16 protein-coding genes are annotated in these 19,143 nt (G+C 72.1%); 9 read left to right on the forward strand and 7 right to left on the reverse strand.

What is annotated here, in order from left to right:
- Positions 1-14: 14 nt before the first annotated feature.
- The 6 genes from D581_RS0108000 to D581_RS0108025 form a co-directional block, all read right to left on the reverse strand.
- The gene (locus D581_RS0108000) at positions 15-1,370 is read right to left on the reverse strand and encodes a TerD domain-containing protein (RefSeq protein ID WP_051114553.1); all 1,356 of its coding nucleotides are present in this window, start codon (positions 1,368-1,370) and stop codon (positions 15-17) included.
- A gap of 150 nt (positions 1,371-1,520) precedes the next feature.
- Complete coding sequence (locus D581_RS0108005; RefSeq protein ID WP_018956715.1) at positions 1,521-3,056, reverse strand: SulP family inorganic anion transporter; 1,536 nt, start codon at positions 3,054-3,056, stop codon at positions 1,521-1,523.
- An 81-nt stretch (positions 3,057-3,137) separates the two neighbouring features.
- Positions 3,138-3,737 carry a carbonic anhydrase gene (locus tag D581_RS0108010; RefSeq protein ID WP_018956716.1) on the reverse strand — a complete coding sequence of 200 codons (600 nt, stop codon included), beginning with the start codon at positions 3,735-3,737 and terminating at the stop codon, positions 3,138-3,140.
- A 369-nt stretch (positions 3,738-4,106) separates the two neighbouring features.
- A complete protein-coding gene (locus D581_RS0108015; RefSeq protein WP_026290318.1) occupies positions 4,107-4,766 on the reverse strand; it encodes a response regulator transcription factor in 660 nt (219 codons plus the stop codon).
- Positions 4,696-6,195 (reverse strand): sensor histidine kinase, encoded by a 1,500-nt coding sequence (locus D581_RS0108020; RefSeq protein WP_018956718.1) that lies wholly within the window; start codon positions 6,193-6,195, stop codon positions 4,696-4,698. Before D581_RS0108020 ends, D581_RS0108015 begins: the two co-directional genes overlap by 71 nt.
- Complete coding sequence (locus tag D581_RS0108025) at positions 6,195-6,638, reverse strand: hypothetical protein (RefSeq protein ID WP_158688586.1); 444 nt, start codon at positions 6,636-6,638, stop codon at positions 6,195-6,197. Before D581_RS0108025 ends, D581_RS0108020 begins: the two co-directional genes overlap by 1 nt.
- 423 nt (positions 6,639-7,061) lie before the next feature.
- Between D581_RS0108025 and D581_RS1000000141590 the strand changes: the two genes are divergently transcribed.
- The 8 genes from D581_RS1000000141590 (at position 7,062) to D581_RS0108065 (ending at position 15,516) form a co-directional block, all read left to right on the forward strand.
- Positions 7,062-7,217 carry a hypothetical protein gene (locus D581_RS1000000141590; RefSeq protein ID WP_018956719.1) on the forward strand — a complete coding sequence of 52 codons (156 nt, stop codon included), beginning with the start codon at positions 7,062-7,064 and terminating at the stop codon, positions 7,215-7,217.
- 130 nt (positions 7,218-7,347) lie between these two features.
- Positions 7,348-8,589 (forward strand): hypothetical protein, encoded by a 1,242-nt coding sequence (locus tag D581_RS0108035; RefSeq protein WP_018956720.1) that lies wholly within the window; start codon positions 7,348-7,350, stop codon positions 8,587-8,589.
- 36 nt (positions 8,590-8,625) lie between these two features.
- On the forward strand, positions 8,626-9,141 hold the full coding sequence (locus D581_RS0108040) for a hypothetical protein (protein ID WP_018956721.1): 516 nt from the start codon (positions 8,626-8,628) through the stop codon (positions 9,139-9,141).
- Positions 9,142-9,250: 109 nt separating this feature from the next.
- On the forward strand, positions 9,251-10,507 hold the full coding sequence (locus D581_RS0108045) for an MFS transporter (protein ID WP_020679184.1): 1,257 nt from the start codon (positions 9,251-9,253) through the stop codon (positions 10,505-10,507).
- 317 nt (positions 10,508-10,824) lie between these two features.
- The gene (locus D581_RS0108050) at positions 10,825-11,307 is read left to right on the forward strand and encodes a DUF6643 family protein (protein WP_018956725.1); all 483 of its coding nucleotides are present in this window, start codon (positions 10,825-10,827) and stop codon (positions 11,305-11,307) included.
- A gap of 131 nt (positions 11,308-11,438) precedes the next feature.
- Entirely contained in the window at positions 11,439-12,275 is an 837-nt protein-coding gene (locus D581_RS0108055; protein WP_020679185.1) for an MOSC domain-containing protein, read from the forward strand.
- Positions 12,276-12,313: 38 nt separating this feature from the next.
- Positions 12,314-12,919: an Rv1733c family protein gene (locus D581_RS0108060; RefSeq protein ID WP_018956727.1), complete on the forward strand. Its 606-nt coding sequence runs from the start codon at positions 12,314-12,316 to the stop codon at positions 12,917-12,919.
- Positions 12,920-13,086: 167 nt separating this feature from the next.
- Entirely contained in the window at positions 13,087-15,516 is a 2,430-nt protein-coding gene (locus tag D581_RS0108065) for a right-handed parallel beta-helix repeat-containing protein (protein ID WP_018956728.1), read from the forward strand.
- Here D581_RS0108065 and D581_RS0108070 read toward each other — a convergent pair.
- On the reverse strand, positions 15,483-17,975 hold the full coding sequence (locus D581_RS0108070; RefSeq protein WP_018956729.1) for a hypothetical protein: 2,493 nt from the start codon (positions 17,973-17,975) through the stop codon (positions 15,483-15,485). The genes D581_RS0108065 and D581_RS0108070 overlap by 34 nt on opposite strands.
- Before the next feature lie 264 nt (positions 17,976-18,239).
- On the opposite strand from D581_RS0108070, the gene D581_RS0108075 reads away from it, so the two are divergent.
- The gene (locus D581_RS0108075; RefSeq protein ID WP_018956730.1) at positions 18,240-19,100 is read left to right on the forward strand and encodes a DeoR/GlpR family DNA-binding transcription regulator; all 861 of its coding nucleotides are present in this window, start codon (positions 18,240-18,242) and stop codon (positions 19,098-19,100) included.
- Positions 19,101-19,143 lie beyond the last annotated feature (43 nt).

The raw sequence follows: 19,143 nt of genomic DNA on the forward strand, positions 1-19,143 counted from the left end.
GCGGGCGCGGCGGATCACTTGCGGCCGGGCGTCCAGTTCATGCCCCAGCCGTAGGCGGCGTCGATGGTGCGCTGCGGGCTCACGCCCCGGTCCGGGACCAGGTAGCGGGCCTCGCGCTGCACGGTGAGGTCGCCGCCGTCGTTGGTGATCAGTGCCAGGGCGCAGACGGTGGAGGGCACGGTGCACTCGTCGAGGGAGAAGTCGATGGCCGCGCCGTTCTGCGGCTGGAGGGTGACCGTGGCGTGGAGATCGACGAAGCTCCGGGCGCCTTCGTAGATGGTGACGAAGATCAGTACGCGCCGCAGCAGGTCCTTGTGGTCGAGGTTGATGGTCATGTTCTCGCCGCTGGAGAGGGCGCCGGTGCGGTCGTCGCCGTCGAGATGGATGAAGGGCGGCCTGTTCAGTGAACCGAACGCGTTCCCGAGCGACTGCACGACCCCCTTCCGGCCGTCGGCGAGTTCGTACAGTGCGCAGAGGTCGAGATCGAGATCGGCGTGCATGGCGACGGCCCGGCCGAGCTTCGCTCCCCAGCCCTTGAACTGTTTGCGCACTTCCCAGTTGAGGTTGACGCGCAGCGCGCCGGAGGTGCCGCCCTGTTTGGCGAGCGAGACGGACGGCGCGCTCTTCGTCAGCGTGACCTTGGTCAGCCGTACGGGGGTCGCGGCGGGCGGAGCCACGGGGGCGGCGGGCGCGGGGGCCACGGGCGGGACGGGGGCCACGGGCGGGACGGGGGCCACGGGCGGGGCGACCGGGGCCGGGGTCGGGGCGGCCGGGCGAGGTGGCGACGGGGTGACAGGGGCCGCCGGGGTCTGCGGGACGGGCGGGGCCTGTTGCGGTTCGTCCACGGAGATGCCGAAGTCCGTCGCCAGGCCTTCGAGGCCGGTGCTGTAGCCCTGTCCGACCGCGCGGAACTTCCAGGCGCCCTGTCGCAGGTACAGCTCGCCGAGGATGAAGGCGGTCTCGACCGTGGCGTCCGTACTGTCGAAGCGGGCCAGCTCCGCGCCGCTCGCCGCGTCGGTGACCCGCACATACAGTCCGCTCACCCGGCCGAAGGTCCCGCCGTCCGCCGAGGCGGCGACGACGATGCGGTCGATCGCGGGCTCGACCTTGCCGAAGTCGACGACGAGGGTGTCGGTGACGTGGTCGGGAGCGGTCCGCCTGCCCTCGTGCCGGACCGCGCCGGACGCGTGGGCCGGCTGGTTGTAGAAGACGAAGTCCGCGTCGCCGCGGACCTTGCCCGCCACCAGCAGGAGAGCGGAGGCGTCGACGTCCGGGGCGCCCGCTGCGGCGTGCCGGCCCAGTTCGACGCGCACCGTGTCGGCCGGCACCGCGACGTTGCTTCCTTTTTGCATGGTCATGCTCGCCCCCATCACGAATCCGGCTGCCCGCAGGCTTTCCCCCACAACCTAACGGCCTGTGGCGGGAAAGCCTGCGGGCGCCTGGACCGTGGCGGACGAGAGCGTGTCCGGCGGACCCGGTCAGGATCCGCCGGACACACTCCTCGGTCCCGGCCTACGGAGCTAGGGCCTCTCGTTGCGCGGAGGGCCTTCACCGTCCGGAGCGGCGCCCGCGAGGGCGGCCTCGCGCGGTGGGTCGTCCGTCGTCGCTCCGGCGCCCTGGACGGCGCCGCTGTGCGCGGTCCACGCCTCCAGGGCGGTGCGGCAGGCGTGGTCCAGGTGGCGGAGCCGCGAGAGGTCGAGCTCCACCGGCCTGTCCTTCGGCAGGGCCTCCAGGGTGTCGAGGATCAGCGGCAGGCGCAGGAAGGTGGCGCTGCCGCTGAGGGAGACCCTGGTGCGGTCGTCCTGCTCGTCGATGTCGAGGCGGACGGCGGAGGTCTCCCAGGCCGTCTTGATCACGGCCAGCCCGATGCCGAGCAGCACGCCCATGAACATGTCCGTGAGGACGATCGCCAGCGCGGTCACCACCAGGACCACGGCCTCGCCCCGGTGTTCACGCCAGAGCGGCCGGAAGGTCGCGACGGGGATGAGCTTCGCGCCGGCGTGGACGAGGATCCCGGCGAGGGCGGCCACGGGGATCAGACCGAGTACGGCGGGGAACAGGGCGGCGAACAGCAGCAGCCACGCTCCGTGCATGATCCGGGAGGCCTTGGTGCGCGCACCTGCCTGCACGTTGGCTGCACTGCGCACGATGACGGCGGTCATGGGCAGCGCGCCGACGAGGCCGCAGATGGTGTTGCCCGTCCCCTGGGCGATGAGTTCCTTGTTGTACTGCGTGCGCGGACCGTCGTGCATCCGGTCCACGGCGGCGGCGCTGAAGAGGGATTCGGCCGAGGCGATGAGCGTGAAGGCGAGGATGACGCCCAGGAGACTGACGTCGGCCAGGAGGCCGAAGTCGTCCAGGCTCGTCAGCCGCAGTGAGTCGATCAGCCCCTGCACCTTGATGGGGGCGACGGGCAGGTTGAACACCGCCACCGCGGCGGTGGCCAGCCCCACGGCCACCAGCGGCCCGGGAAGCACCTGGGGCAGGCGTCCGGGAAGCCGCTTCCAGAGGATCAGGACGACGATGGTGCCGACGCCGATCGCGGTGGAGGAGATCGCCTCGGCTCCCGTGATCCGCGTGAACAGTTCCGGCAGCCCGGCCAGGTTGTCGAGACCGTTCCCCGGGGCGCTGGCCCCGGCCATGGCGTAGAGCTGGCTGCCGATCAGGACGAGGCCGATGCCCGCGAGCATGCCGTGCACGACGGCGGTCGATATGGCGCGGAACCACCGGCCGAAGCCGACGAGGCCGAGCCCGACCTGGAGGAGCCCCGTGGACAGGACGAGGACGCCGAGCGCCGCGACGCCGTGGGTGGTGACCGCCTCGTACACCAGGACGGTGAGCCCGGCGGCCGGGCCGCTGACCTGGAGCGAGCTGCCCGGCATCGCGCCGGCGATCAGCCCGCCGACGATGCCGGTGACCAGGCCCAGTTCGGCGGGGACACCGGAGGCGACCGCGATGCCGACACACAGGGGCACGGCGACGAGGAACACCACGATCGAGGCGAGGAAGTCGCGGGACAGGGCGTCCGGGCGTAACCGGAGTTGTGGAGACGACATGAGAGCTTCAGCTCCTAGAGGAGTGGGGGGAGACAGCAGGTGGCGGCGGGAGCGGCCCGCGTGTTCACCGGTGGGTCGCTGTCACAGGGAGGAGAAGGTTCCGGTGGAGGGGCGGTGGGCCTGCACCGCGCCGGTGTGGACCTCGTAGTACCAGGCGTGCAGCCCGAGCCGGCCTTCGCGCACGGCGCGGCTCACGCACGGGTAGTCGCGCAACGCGTCCAGTTGCGCCACCGCGTGGCGCTGTACCGGCTGTTCGCAGTCGGGGCCGAACTCGTCGGGGTGCTGAGGACCGGCCGTCTGGGCGCATCTGCCGAGCCAGCCGCGTACCGCCGGCAGGGTCCGCAGATCGTCGCCCCTGGCCAGGGCTCCGACGGCGCCGCAGTGGGAGTGCCCGCAGAGGATGATGTCGGACACCTCCAGCACGCAGACGGCGTACTCGATCGTCGCCATCTCGCTGGTGGGCGCGTCCGGATCGTAGGGCGGGACGATGTTTCCGGCCGTGCGCATCTCGAAGAGCTCGCCGGGGCCGGAGTCGGTCAGCAGGGTGGGGACCACCCGGGAGTCGGAGCAGGTGATGAACATCGTGGAGGGCCGCTGGCCGGCCTCGAACTCCTTGAGTTCACGGCCTGCTCCGCCACAGCGGGCAGAGAAGGTGCGGGCGTGTTCGATGAGTTGTCGCACAGGAGTGTCCTCCATACGGAAGTGGCGTGTGGCTCTTCACGCGGGGCGGGATCTCATCCCGCCCACAACCGGGCCTTCGTGGCACACGGGTGGCCCGGGTACCACGGGGGATCAGGTGCGGGTGCTCGCGTCGCAGGGCAGGCGGGGGGTTCGCCTCCGTGTCTGCTGGTCCGGTGTGGCGGCGGCGCCCTGTTTCCGGGCGGGGCCGCGGCGACCGTCTGCGCCGCTCACGGGCCTCGCGTCACCGATGACCCGTAACGAGGAGTCTCGGGGCGGGCGATGAGGTGGCGGTGAGACAGCGGTGAGACTGTTCTCATGGGGTCCGGCGGGGTGCGTCCGCCGCCGGACGAAGGCCGCCCGCCCCGGTGGTCAGGCCCGGAGCCGGTAGCCGACGCCCCGCACGGTCTGGACCCGGTCGGCGCCGATCTTGCGCCGGAGATAGCGGATGTAGACGTCGACGATGTTCGAACCGGGGTCGTAGTCGAACCCCCATACCTGGCTCAGCAGTTGCTCGCGGGACAGCACCCGGTCGGGGTTGCGCATGAGGATCTCGGCGAGGGCGAACTCCCGGGCGGACAGGTCGGAGACGCGCTCGCCCACCTGGGCCCGGCGGGTGCGGAGGTCGAGGATCAGATCGCCCACCCGCAGCAGAAAGTTCTCCGCCGGCTCCTCGCGGCGCAGGCGCAGTCGTACGCGGGCCAGTAACTCGTCGAAGGCGAAGGGTTTGACCATGTAGTCGTCGGCGCCGCTCTCCAGTCCGGCCACGATGTCGCTCACGCTGTCGCGGGCGGTGAGGATGACGACGGGCAGGGAGATGCGCGCCTTCCGCAGCTTGCGCAGCACCGTCAGCCCGTCGTCGCCGGGCAGTCCGAGGTCGAGGATCAGGAGGTCGAAGTCCCGGCCGCGGGCGTGCTCGTAGGCGGAGACTCCGTCGGTGACGACCCGGGTGACGTACCCGCTACGGCGCAGGCCTTTTTCGACGAAGGCGGCGATTCTTTCCTCGTCCTCGGCTATCAAGATCCTGCTCACCATGGGTTCCTTCCGTCGTGGGCTGCAGTGCGGGAAGGTCGATGACGAATCTCGCGCCGCCCCCGGGCGCCTCCTCGACGTGGGCGACGCCGTCGTGTGCCTGGGCGATCTCGCGGACCAGCGCGAGGCCCAGTCCGATGCCGGGAGCGGCCCGGCCGGGAACCGCGTTGCCTCCCTGATAGAAGCACTGGAAGATCCGTTCGCGGTCCTCCGGGGCCACACCTGGCCCGGTGTCCGCGATCCACAGCAGTACCCTGCCACGCCACAGGCGTGACCCGATCTCGATGGCGTCTCCTTCCCCGGTGTGGCTGACCGCGTTGGCCGCGAGCTGCATCAGGGCCTGGGTGACCCGCTGCTCGTCCAGGTGCACGCTGACGTCGGCGACCTCGGCCACCGTCCAGTGTCTGCGCCCCAGTGCCTGGGCCTTGGCGGCCGTGTCGACCACCAGGTCGGTCAGACTGGTCTGGCCGAGGCTGAGGAAGTCGGGGCGCTCGGCCCGGGCCAGGAGCAGCAGGTCCTCCACGATCCGCCGCATCCGGTCCAGTTCGTCGAAGAGCAGGGCGCGGGTCTGGCCGCGCTGGCTGTCGGGGTCCTCGTCCATCAGCTCCAGATGTCCGCGCAGGACCGTGATGGGGGTCCGCAGTTCGTGCGCCACCTCGTCCAGGAACTGGCGTTGCGCGGTGAATGCGCCCGACAGGCGGTCGAGCATGTGGTTGAACGTCTCGGCCAACTCCGCCACGTCGTCGTTGCCCCGCACCGGCAGCCGCTGGGTCAGGTCCGTCTCGCTGATCCGCTCGGCGGTCTGCCTGACCAGCCGGATCGGAGCCAGCACCCGGCCCGCGACCAGCCAGCTGGCCAGTCCCGCGACCACCAGGGCGAAGCTTCCCGATGCCAGCAGCAGTCGTGCCATGTGGCGTTCCTGCCGCAGTTCCCGGTCCCGGAAGGTGACCAGGACGAGCCGGGTGTCGGTGTGGTCGCCCGCCATCTGTACCGGGACGACACCGTAACGGACCGTGCCGGCCGAGGTGTCCAGCGACCGGATACGAGTGTCGGCCGTCCGCGCCATCAGGGCCACGACCTCCGGGTCTCGGTCCAGGCGGGCCGGGGGCATGCCGGGGCTGCGGTAGTCCGCCCGTCCGTCCACGACGCTGAAGAAGGCGCCGTTGCGCTCGGGCCGGTGGACCGCCATGAACGCCGTCAGCAGCGAGGCGCCCGTGGTGAAGCGCTCACCGGGGTACGCGTCGCGTGAACGGCGGGCGAACGCGCGTAGCTTGTCGGCCTCGGACAGGAGTTGCGCGTCGACCTGCCGGTCCAGCTCCGCCTGCCAGACGATCGTGATCCCGAAGGTGGGCACGGCCAGGGCGGCGCTGAGAAGCAGGAGCATCCAGCCGACGATCCGGGACCGGGCGCTGGTCGGGCGCCTGAGCATCAGTCGTCCCACTCGTCGTCCGCATCCCCCCGATTGCCGTGTACCGCTTCCTCGTTCTCGTCGTCGGGCTCGTCCTCTTCGTCCTCCTCGTCGCCCACAGCGTCGGTGTCGCCCACGTCGCCCCTGGGAACACGTGAGGCCTTCTCGTCGTCACCGGTGGTCCGTGACGCTCCCTCGGCCCCGCCGACTCGGGGGAGTCCAGGGGAGTCGGTGCTCCTGTCGTCGGACTGGGGCGGCGGCGGGGGCGACACGGCCCGGCCGCCCGGGCAGGAGCCGGACGGGGCGGGCGTGGCAGGGGACGGTGTCGGTGACCCGGCGGGGCGGCCGGGGACGGTCGGTGCGGTGGCCGGAGGCGTGGGGACGTGCAGGAAGGGCACGACGACCACGGGCCCCATGGAGGGCGGCACCTTCTGCCCGGGCCATATCCATACGACCAGTAACACCAGTGTTCCTGCTCCACATCCTGCCAATACCGACCCCACCCCACGCCACAGCATCGGACCAGTCTGCCTTCGCGGGGTCCCGGGGACGGACATGAGGAAAACATTCTCATCTTCGGTGGCCGTCGACACGTCCGGCACCGCGTCGGCGCCCCCGGGCAAGCCGGGCGACCCGCTTCCATCAGGGGCTCTGCGGATGACGCGGCCACGTGCACGCGCCGCGACCCGAGCCGGCGCCGACGCGACACCCGCAGAGCGGAATCACGCCAAACCGGTCCTGAATGGGGCTGCTTCCATGGTTCGACATTGCCATTCATTGACAGTTGCGCAACCACGCTTTTACATTCAGCGGGCAGGCCGAGGAGAAATCCATTCACCGTCGGCCCGTCTCAGGGAGTACCTTCCGCACTATCACCGGAGGACCTCATGGAACACCTGATCAAGAAGATGGCCCAGGACAACGTCTGGCAGAATTGGCTCGCCGTCAACTCGGCCCAGCAGGCCGCGAAGAACGGCTGCATCAGCGCTGCACCCAAGAACGGGTGTATCAGCGCCGCGCCGAAGGCCGGCTGTATCTCCTGATCGGCCGGGGGCGCCCGGGATCAGCCCTGTGAGAGATTCCTCCCCCACCACAGCATGCTCCCGGGCGTCTCGACTCCGTCTCCCTCATAGCCCGTATTTCTTCAGCTATGCGAAACATGAGAAGGAATTAATGAAGGGCCAGCCGACCAGCGATGTCATCGAGCAGATTCGTGACATACCGATCTATCAGGACTCCCTGGCGAAGGGTCACTTCCCCCTGCTCGACAAACCGGAGATCGCCCGCGGGTTCCCCGACAACTGGATGACGCCGCGGCTGGCGGCGGCGCTGGAGGACGGCGAGGCGGAGTTCGTCCTGTCCACGGGCACCAACCACGCCCGGATGCAGATCATCCGGCCTCCGTACTTCCTGCTCCGTTCCTACTACGAGTTGTGGCGCAGCCACCCCGACATCGGCGAGACGTGGGAGTCGGGCTGCCGCCGGGTCTCCCTCACCACGGTGCTCGCGACGGAACACGTGGCGCGGGTCAACGCCGCCCGCCGCGGCGTGGAGCACAAGGGAATACCCATCCTGGCCGACCGCTGGCTCGACGAGCGCACCTGCTACCTCAACCTGCGGCTGGATCCGGCGCAGTGGGTCCGCAAGGACGTACTGCGGATGCTCCGCGAGATCGACCTGGCACGGAGCACACACCCTCAGGGCCGGTACCACCTCGACTGCTCCGGCTACCACTTGGCGCACCTGGTGCGCAAGGCGGAGGCCTGGGGCCTGCTGGACGCGTTCCCCGCGCCGGCCAGCGTCATCACCGCCTACGAGTACACCCCGGTGAACGTACGGCGGTTCCTGCACCGGCGCTTCGACTGCCCGGTCATCGACCTGTTCGGCAGTACGGAGTTGGGCTACCTCTACTACAGCGACCGGGAGGGCCGGTACTGGCCCCACCTGGCCGGGATGAGCGTCGAGCTCCTGCCGGTGGCCCCCGGAAGCACGATCCACCAGCTCATCGTCACCAGTGTGCGCAATCCCTACATGCCGCTCGTCCGCTACCGGTCGGGCGATTGTGTGCGCACCCTGGACGGCTCGCCGGACCCCGCGGCGATCACCCAGTTCTGTGGCCGTCAGAAGGAATTGCTGAGCACACCGAACGGCCCGGTCGCCCAGGGCGACCTCGACCGGCATGTCGCAGACGCTTCCCCCCGGATCTTCCTGCACCAACTGCACCTCCACGGCGACGCCGACGCCACCCTGTCGTACACGACGTTCACGGACGAACCCCTCGGAGCCACCGAGGCCGCCGCGTTACGGCAGGCCGTCGCCGAACTGACCGGACGGAACTGCCGGATCGAACACCGCACCCATATCCCCATCGGGCGCTCCGGCAAGTACGCCTGGCTCGTCAGCGCCGGCGCCTGACGCGCCGCCACCTCTCCCCCTCAGAAACGGAGTGGCATGACCAGCGGACAGACACTCTCCGCCGACGACCTGAAGCGTCTTCTCGGGGACGCGCTGCACACCGAGGTGGTACGGCATTTCTGCGACAAGGCACCGGACATACCCCAGGACTTCGTGGAACGTCAGGTCACCGAATGCCTGCGGTACCTCTACCTCGTCTCCCGGTACCGGGACCGGCTCGCCGGGCTTTTCCTGCCCGTGGAACAGGACATCGACGAGATATGGCACTACCTCATCCTGCAGACCCGCGAATATCGTGCACTGTGCGAAGAACGACTTCCCGGGCGGTTCTTCATCAACCACCGCAGCATCGCCTACGAGGACTACCAGGAAGAGCCGGGACGCGAACAGGCATTGGAAGAGGCATTGCGCTGGATCCCCCTCTACTGCCAGGAATTCGGGCCGTTCGACGAAGGCGCGCTGCCGCACTGGACCATGGTCCGGTTTCTCCATGAACAGCTGGACGTTTCCCTCACGGACATCGCGGAGCTGAAACCCATGACCGTTGCCTGAGTGAGACAATCCCCTCGCCCGCATGACGATCGGAAGCTCTTCCTTGTCGACTCGCAGCGGACATCCGGTTGCCACGGGTGAGATTCCGGAACAGCGGCGCATTCTGGCCGTGCTGGTGCTGGCCCAGATCATGAGCGGCGCGGGTCTCACCGCGGGGATAACCGTCGGAGCCCTGCTCGCCGAGGAGATGCTCGGCTCCACCGGCCTCGCGGGAGTACCGAGCGCGCTCTTCACCGCGGGGGCCGCACTCGGCGCGCTCGGCATCGGCCGGCTCTGCGCCCGCTGGGGCCGCCGCCCCGGACTGGCGCTGGGCTACGCGACCGGGGCGCTCGGCAGCGTCGGTGTCGTGGTGGCCGCCGCCACCGACAGCGTGGCGCTGCTCTTCCCGGCCCTCGTGGTGTACGGGATGGGTACGGCGACCGGCCTCATGGCGCGCTACGCCGGCGCGGACCTGGCCTCCCCGGCCCGGCGTGGACGGGCCGTGAGCGCGGTGCTCTTCGCCACCACCCTGGGCGCGGTGACCGGGCCCATGCTGGTGACGCCGGCCGGCGAGGTCGCGGGCGCCTGGGGCGTGCCGCGTCTCGCCGGGCCCTTCCTGCTGGCGGCCGCGGCGTTCGCCGCCACCGCGGTCGTCCTCGCCTGCCTGTTGCGGCCCGATCCGCTCCGGCTCGCCCAGGAGCTGGCCGTCCGGGCTGCGGGCGCCCCGGACGAGGGCGCGGACACCGGCGAGGAGGGTGACGCGCGTACGGACGGGCCCCGCGCCGGGACCGCGGGTCCCGCCGGGCGTCACGACGTCGCCGTCGGCACCACCGTGATGATCCTGGCCCAGGTCGTGATGATCGGGATCATGACGATGACGCCGGTGCACATGCTGGCGCACGGTCATACCGCCCAGGCGGCTGGGCTCGTGATCTCCCTGCACGTCGGAGCGATGTTCCTGCCTTCCCCGCTCACCGGGCTGCTCGTCGACCGGATCGGCGGACGACGGGTCGCCTGCGCGTCCGGACCGCTGCTGCTGGCGGCCGGGGCACTGGCCTCCCTGTCGCCCGCGGGCTCGGCGCCCGCGCTCGGCGCCGCTCTCGTACTCCTCGGCCTGGGCTGGAACTTCGGGCTGATCAGCGGCACCGCGATCGTCACCGAGGCCCTGCCCCCGGACCGGCGCGCCTCGACCCAGGGGCTGGTGGACGTGGGGCTCGCGGTCGCCGGAGCAGCCGGAAGTCTGGCGTCCGGCCTGGTCGTTGCCTGGGACGGGTACTCGGCACTGGCCCTGATGGGCGGGCTGGCCGCCCTGTTGGTGCTGCCGGTGGCCGGCTGGTCCCCGCGCCGCGCACCGCGCACAGCCGGTACCAGCGGGCCGAGCGGGTGAGGGCGGTGCCAAAAGCCTTACGAGGGCTGACGGAAGGCGGGGCCTTTCGGGGCGGCGGACGATCTCCGAGGCGTCGAACCGTACGCATCGCGCTTTGGCCAAACGCTATTCGCCTGCCTCCCGGATGCTTCGACACCGCTCCCCTTCACGGTCGGGAGCGCGGGGCCGAAGCCCTCGCCCACCAGCGGAAAGGTCCCTCCCGTTAACGAAATCTTTAACGATGCTTTGGCGGGCCGGCCGCACAGAACCAGCGTAAAACGGATAACCCAAAGATTGGGGCTCCCCATACGGCACATTGTGGGCTTAACTTAGGTGGCATGACGTCCCCCCGCTCCACCTTCGGCGGCGGCTACTACGCCGCGTCGTTCCCCGACACTCCGATCTACGACTCCTTGGTCGCGGAGCGGGGAACCCCTCAGATCGCCCCCATCCGGGTTCCGGCCGCCTATGACACCGGCAACAGTTACCTGCCGGCCCTGCCGTCGGCGCTGCCCGCCCTGCCCGCGGCCCCGTCGCAGCAGACCGGTTACGGCTACCCGCAGCAGCAGCCGGCGCCGCAGTACCAGCAGGCTCCGGCGCAGCACGCGCCGATGCAGCCCGCCCAACTGCAGCACGCGCCCGCGCCGTACATCCCGCAGCAGCCCGCGGCGGTCCGCGGCTACCCGCAGCAGCCGCAGCAGCCGCGGCCCGCGCCCGGCACCGGGTACGAGTCGATGCGCCCGGCCTCGCCTCGGCCCGCGCCGGCGCAGTCGCCGTACGAGGACCCGTACAACCGCCCGTACCAGAGTCGGGGGTACTGAACCCGCGACTCCGTGCGACGAGGTGCGCCGGGGGACGCACCGGGCACCAACCCCATTCAGAACATATGGGTGTCAGTCGGTGCCCGGGAATCCACGCGTACGGGGTCAGAGGTTGCTGGCAGGATGGGTGCATGAGCTTTCCCGTGCTCCGTTCAGCCCACGTCTATCCGGTCAAGTCGCTCGCCGCCCGCGCCCGCGACCTGGTCGCCGTCGAGCCATGGGGACTCGACGGCGACCGGCGCTGGATGCTGGTCGACAAGGCGGCCAGGGCCGTCACACAGCGTCAGCAGCCGTCCATGGCGCGGATCTCGGCCGAGCCGCTGCCGGGCGGCGGCGTGCTCCTGTCCGCGCCGGGCTTTCCACCCCAGCGCGTCGAGGGGCCGGACCCCGGACGCATGATCACCGTGGAGCTGCACCGGGACACCGTGGTGGTGGAGGAGGCGCCGGGCGACGCCCATGACTGGCTGAGCGCGGTCCTCGGCGCGGAGGTCCGGCTCGTGCATCTCGACGATCCGTCGCACCGCAGGCCCGTCGACCCGCTCTTCGCCCGGCCCGGGGACATGGTCTCCCTCGCCGACGGCTACCCGCTGCTGGCGACCACCACTGCGTCGCTCGACGCGCTCAACACCCTGATCGCCGCGGGCGGCCGGCCCGGTGAGGGTCCGCTGCCGATGGACCGTTTCCGGCCCAACGTGGTGATCGGGGAGACCGAGGCGTGGGCGGAGGACCGCTGGCGACGGATCGCCATCGGCGAGGTCGCCTTCACGGTGGCCAAGCCGTGCGGCCGCTGTGTGATCACGACGACCGACCAGCGCACCGCCGAGCGGGGCAGGGAGCCGCTGCTCACGCTGGCCCGCCACCGGCGGTTCGGCAAGCAGTTGGTCTTCGGCCAGAATCTGATTCCCGAGGGGACGGGCGTGATCAGGGTCGGGGACCCCGTCCGGATCCTCGACGTCCTCGACGGATAGATCGACCGGATCGGCAGAAGGGGCAGGGGGGGACCGGCGTGTGGGTGCTGTGGGCACTGCTGCGCGGGCGGGGCAGTCCGCTGCGCCGTGCCACCGACCGCCGCGAGGCCTGGGTGGCGCTCGGAGCGCTGCTGCTCCTCGTGGTCGGCGCCCCGGCCGCGGGCTGGGCGGGCGGGGCGGTGGCCGACGCCGCCCTCCAGCGGTCGGTGCGGGCCCAGCACGAGGAGCGTCACCCCGTCGACGCGGTGGTGGTGGGCCCGGCGGGGAGGGGACGGTTCGCCGGTGATCCCGAGGGCGGCGCCGAACGGGCCGCGCGCACCTGGGTGGTGGCGTCCTGGGAGGCCCCGGACGGCAGTCCGCGCACCGGAAAGGTGGCCACCGCTTCGCGGCCGGGCGGCCCGGGGTCCCCGGTGCGGATCTGGACGGACGCGGAGGGCCACCCGGTGCCGCCGCCGATGGACGGGCGCACCGCCCGGACCCACGCCGTGCTGGGCGGCATCGGCACGTTCCTGCTCGCCGGCGCATGCGTCGAGGCGGGCCGCCGACTGACCGTGCGACGCATGGTTCGGCGGCGGTACGCACGGCTGGACCGGGAGTGGGCCGCGGCCGGTCCGGACTGGGGCAGGGCCGGAAAGGGCGGCTGACCACGGCCTCCCCCGGCCGGGAGCGGGCGGGGGAGACATCGCCCCGCGGGGCGGACTCGTCAACTCCCGCCCCTCCCGCGCGCTACGGTGGTCCGACCCCGTCCGCCTCCCCGGCAACGGACGGACCCGAGGCATCGCACAGCACGAGGTGGGGGCAGAGCAACGCCATGGCACAGGGCACGGTCCAGGTGACGCACACCGGCACATCGCGATGGCGCCGCCGCACGGGCGAGTACGCCTCCCTCTCCGCGGCCCTGGAGGCGGCAGCCGACGGCGACGTCCTCACCGTCGCGCCCGGGACCTACCGGGAGAACCTCGTCGTCCACCGCGCGGTGACGCTGCGCGGGCCGGAGGGCTCGGTCGGTTCCGTGCGGATCGCACCGATCGACGGCGTACCGCTGACCGTGCGCGCCTCCGCGGTCATCCAGGACCTCCATGTCGAGGGCCAGGACTCGGCGGCCCCGGCGCTGCTGGTCGAGGACGGCACGGCGGAGCTGACGGACCTGCGGATCGTGACGCGGTCGGCCGCGGGCATCGAGGTACGCGGCGCGGCCCGGCCCACCGTGCGACGGTGCACGGTCGACAATCCGGCCGGGGTCGGCATCGCCGTGCTGGACGGTGCGGGCGGTGTGTTCGAGGAGTGCGAGGTCGTCTCCGCGGGCCAGTCCGGGGTGTCGGTCCGCGACGGAGGGCATCCGCGCCTGGACCGCTGCCGGATCCACCACGCGTCCGGGGCGGGGATCGGCGTCACCGGCGAGGGCAGCGGCCTGGAGGCGTTCGGCTGCGAGGTGTACGAGATCAAGGGCAGCGGCATCCAGGTCACCGCCCGCGCCTCGGCCCACCTGACCGACTGCACCGTGCACCGCACCTCCGCGGACGGCGTCACGCTGGACACCGACGCGGTGCTCACCCTCGCCGACTGCGACATCCACGACATCCCGGAGAACGCGATCGACCTGCGGTCGCGTTCGGTGCTCACGCTGACCCGCTCCACCGTCCGCCGCTTCGGCCGCAACGGGCTCTCGGTCTGGGATCCGGGCACCCGGGTCGACGCCAACCAGTGCGAGATCCACGACAGTACCGGCGACTATCCGGCGGTCTGGGTCAGCGACGGCGCGACGGTGATACTGGACGCCTGCCGGGTGCACGACGTGCCCGACGCCCTCTTCGTCCTCGACCGGGGGTCGCGCGCCGACGTCGTGGACAGCGACCTCTCCCAGATCCGCAACACCGCCGTCTCCGTGAGCGACGGGGCCACCGCCCAGCTGGACGACTGCCGGATCCGGGAGGCGTCCACGGGCGCCTGGTTCCGCGACCACGGCAGCGGCGGCACGCTGAACAACTGCACCATCGACGCGGCGCAGACCGGGGTCATCGTCACCAAGGGCGCGGACCCCACCATCGAGCGCTGCACGGTCACCTCGCCGGCCGAGGCGGGGTTCTACGTCTCGGCCGAGGGCCGGGGCACCTTCGACAGTTGCCGGGTGACGGGCAGCGCGGGCTACGGCTTCCACATCATGGACGGCTGTCGCACCACGCTCACCCGCTGCCGCACCGAGCGGTGCGCGCGGGGCGGTTACGAGTTCCCCGAGGGCGACGCCGGCGCGGCCGGCCCGGTGGCCGAGGACTGCACGAGCGACGAGAGCGGTCTGCGTACGGCTTCGGCCCCGCCGCTCCCCGCGGTGCTGACGGAGACCCGGTCGACGCCCGGTCTGCTGGGCGCGCTGCCCGGGCAGCGCGCGGTCGAGCCCGCTCCGGAGCCGGTCGTCCCGGTGGAGCCGGCCCGGGACTCCTCGGCGGTCCTCGGCGAGCTGGACGCGCTGGTGGGCCTGGACAGCGTCAAGCGCGAGGTGCGGGCGCTGACCGACATGATCGAGGTGGGCCGCCGCCGTCAGGAGGCCGGGCTCAAGGCCGCGTCCGTCCGCCGGCACCTCGTCTTCACCGGGTCCCCCGGTACCGGCAAGACCACGGTCGCCCGGCTGTACGGGGAGATCCTGGCCTCGCTCGGGGTGCTGGAGCGCGGTCATCTGGTCGAGGTGTCCCGGGTGGACCTGGTGGGCGAGCACATCGGCTCGACGGCGATCCGGACCCAGGAGGCGTTCGACCGGGCGCGCGGCGGGGTGCTGTTCGTCGACGAGGCGTACGCCCTCTCGCCCGAGGACTCCGGCCGGGACTTCGGGCGGGAGGCCATCGACACCCTGGTGAAGCTGATGGAGGACCACCGGGACGCGGTGGTCGTGATCGTCGCGGGGTACACCCACGAGATGGAGCGGTTCCTCACCGTCAACCCCGGGGTGGCCTCGCGGTTCTCGCGGACTATCACCTTCAGCGACTATCTCCCCGAGGAGCTGCTGCGGATCGTCGAGCAGCAGGCCGAGGAGCATGAGTACAGCCTGGCGGAGGGCACCGGGGAGGCGTTGCTGAAGTACTTCACGGAGCTGCCCAAGGGCCCCGCCTTCGGCAACGGCCGCACCGCCCGCCAGACCTTCGAGTCGATGGTGGAGCGGCACGCGGGCCGGGTCGCCCAGCTCGCCGAGACGAGCACGGACGACCTGACCCTGCTCTACCCGGAGGATCTCCCCGAGCTGCCCTTCTGAAGGCCCGCCTCCGCCTGCCGGGGAACGAGCGGGCCCAACTCGGCGAGGAGTTCGGCCCGCTCCTCGGCGAAGACGGGGTCGGCCTGGTAGTCGGAGTGCCCGAGGATCGGTTCGGGCAGCGGGAGCTTCGTGGTCCGCCCGTAGGCCAGTGGGTCCTTCAAGGGGCCCCGGTCGACGCCCGGGTCGGGGTCGGCACAGATGCGGACGGGTCCGCCGATCGGGTCGGTGTCCCGCCACAGATTGCGCCAGCAGTGCACCGAGCGGTGCAGCCCGAGCAGCGGCCCGGGGCCGAAGTAGGCCGGGAACCACCGTCCGTACAGCCGCTCCAGGGGCGATCCGTAGGTGAGCAGCGCGACCCGGCGGCGGGTCGCGTCGGGCAGTTGCCAGACGGCGGACGCGGCGAGCACGCTGCCCTGTGAGTGGCCCGAGATGACGAGCCGGCCCCGGGGCGTGGTCGTCGTCCAGGCGGACATCCGGGAGGCGAGGTCGGGAACCGCGCGCTCGGCGTAGCACGGGGGTGCGAAGGGGTGGGCGGCGCGAGGCCAGAAGGTGCCCACGTCCCAGAGGATGCCGATGGTGCGGCGGGCCGAGGCGTCCTTGTAGGCGCGGCGGCCACCGGCGACGAACAGGACGAAGCCGAAGCCGATCAGCCAGGAGCCGGTCGACTGCGCGGCCTCGGCGAACGATTCGACGGGCGGCCAGCTCCCGTCGGCGGCCCGGCCCGGCACCTCGTCGCTGCGCCAGGAGCCGACGATCGCGCCCGCCCCCAGCAGCAGGGTTGCCCCGGAGACGACGCCGACGATCCAGGGCGCCGAGTCGGTGAGGGCGGCGGTCGCGCGGATCCGGGCGATGCGGCGGGTACGGCCCTCGTCGGGCGGTTCGGGGGCGTACTCCGCCTCGATGACCGGGCCCAGCCGGCGGGCGGTGCGCGTGGTGCGGACGATCAGCACCAGGACCGGGACGAGCAGGAGCAGCAGGAGCACCGGGATGACGGAGGCCTGCCAGCTCAGCAGGACGGGCGGTCCGGCGATGTCGGTGCCGTGACCCATGCCCGGGCTCCCCGGGCCGTCGAGCCAGTCGGCGACGCGCTGGGCCACTCCCCCGGTCATCACGCCGCCGAGGGCGCAGGCGAGCATCGCGACCGCGGGGCCGCCGAGTCCGTGCAGGACGGTGCGCGGTTCGGGGTTACGCCGGAAGATGCCCCGGGCGACCAGGGCGAGGCCGACGACGAGGACACCCTGGCCGAGGGTGAGGAGCCGGAAAGCGGTCTCGCCGGGCAGGCTGCCCGAGGACTCCCAGTCCGGGCGCGACCAGGAGGCGTACACGACGGCGAGGGCGAGCAGGGCGAGCGCGGAGCCGGGCAGATAGGTGATCAGGGCGGCGTCCAGCTTGGTGTCGCGGGTCCGTTCGCTGCGGCCCCGGCTGCAGACGACCCGGACGACGACGAGCGCGCACAGGACGATCCCGCCCTCGACGGCCGCGCCGAGGAGCGGGGGCACCGGTCCTTCGGCGCTCCGGTCGTGCCGGGCGGCGGCGCCGGCGACGGCCGCGGCGACGGTCAGGAACCCGGCCGCCGTGTGGGCGGCGCGGAGCCGGGCGACGATGCGGCGGCCGTACCAGAAGCCGGGCCGGCCGAGCGCGGGGCGGATCGGGGCGGGCGGGCGCGGGGCCCCGTCGGTGTCCGGGTCGGGGGTGTCGGGGCCGTGGGTGTCGTGCCCCCCTTCGGAGCCGCGGGCGTCGTGCCCCCCTTCGGAGCCGTGGACATCGTGCCCCCCTTCGGGGCCGTGGGCGTCGATGTCCCCTTCGTCCAGCGGTCGTTGGGATTCGTAAGCGCTCCAGGTCCGGTTGGACAGGTACCACAGGAGCCCCACCAGGGCCGCGGGCACGACGGCGGCCAGGGCGAGACGGCGGCCGGGCTGCGACCACCAGCCGCCCTGCTGGGCCGACAGGAAACCGAGCCAGGAACGGCGTTCGGCGCAGGCCTCGGCGCCCGCGCACTGCCAGGCCAGCAGGTCCAGGGCGACTTCGCAGGCGGCCGCCGTGAGCAGCACGGTGAGGCTGAGCGCGACGAGCCGCACCAGTACGCCGTACAGCCGGACCGCGCGGGTGCGGCCGGTGGCGGTGGGGCGCATCCAGTGCGCGAGGTTGACCACCATGAACGGCAGGAGCAGCAGCCACAGGGCGCGGGAGCCGTTGCCGGAGGTGAGGCCGGACCAGCAGTACGCCTCGGCGACGGGCTCGTCCCGGTAGCGCTCGGGGTGCTTCTCGCCGTGGGCGTCCTCGGTGCGCCGGTACACGGCCGCGGTCTCGTCTCCGGTGACGCGGACGGTACGGGGATCGCCCAGCATCTCCTGCGGGGTGGCGCCGCCGACGCCGTGGACGAGGAGTTCCAGGGCGGCCCCGGTGTGCTGCGCGGACGGGGAGTCGGGCGGGGACGGGGGCAGGGCGGCAGGGGCCAAGGGGGAACTCTCTCTCGGGCGCGTCGGCCTCGCGGCCGACGGGGACGTGCGCAGGAGCGGATGGTGCGGGGCCGGGACGTCGTGGGGGCCGGCGTGGTGACCCGCCGGTCGCGAAGTCCCGAGGATTCCGGGCGCGGGGCGGGCGTGTGAAGCGGTCTCACGGAATCTCCCCAGGTGATACGCCGGACATGCCTGCGTGGCAGGATGAGCGTGTCGCGCAGGCCGCTGCGGACCGTACGGCAGAGGGAAGGACCGGGCCCGGCGTTGAGCGAGAATCAGAACCTGCTCGCGGAGCAGCGACGTGCGCTGATCCTCGACGAGGTGCGCAGGCGTGGTGGGGTCCGGGTCAACGAGCTGACCCGGAAGCTGAACGTCTCCGACATGACGATCCGCCGGGATCTGGACGCGCTGGACCGCCAGGGCGTGATCGAGAAGGTCCACGGCGGCGCGGTCCCGATCGTCGAGGCGAGTACGCACGAGCCCGGGTTCGAGGCGAAGTCGGCGCTGGAGCTGAGCGCCAAGGAGGACATCGCGCGGGCGGCGGCGGCGCTGGCGGTGCCCGGCAGCGCGATCGCGCTCTCGGGCGGGACGACGACCTTCGCGCTGGCCCGGCATCTGCTGGACGTGCCGGATCTGACGGTGGTGACCAACTCGGTGCGGGTGGCCGACGTGTTCCACGACGCGCAGCGTCCGGCCGGGGGGCGCGGCGCGCGGCCCGGGGCGGCGACGGTGGTGCTGACGGGCGGGGTGCGCACTCCCTCGGACTCGTTGGTCGGGCCGGTCGCGGACCGGGCCATCGGCTCCCTCCACTTCGATGTGCTGTTCCTCGGTGTGCACGGGATCTCGGCGGAGGCGGGGCTCTCGACGCCCAACCTCGCGGAGGCGGAGACCAACCGCCGTTTCGTCCGGGCGGCGCGCCGGATCGTGGTCGTGGCCGATCACACCAAGTGGGGCACGGTGGGGCTGAGTTCCTTCGCGGCGCTGGAGGAGGTCGACACGTTCGTCACGGACGCCGGTCTGGCTCCTCGGACGCGCGCGGAGATCGAGGAACATCTGCCGGGTCTGCTGGTGGCGGGCGACGCTCCCGCCGGGGCCGCCGGCGCTTCGCCCGCCACCGAGGGCTGAGGCGGGGCGTTCCGGATTCCGTTCGGATCGGCGGGTCCGCCGG

The sequence above is a fragment of the Streptomyces sp. CNB091 genome, assembly GCF_000377965.1.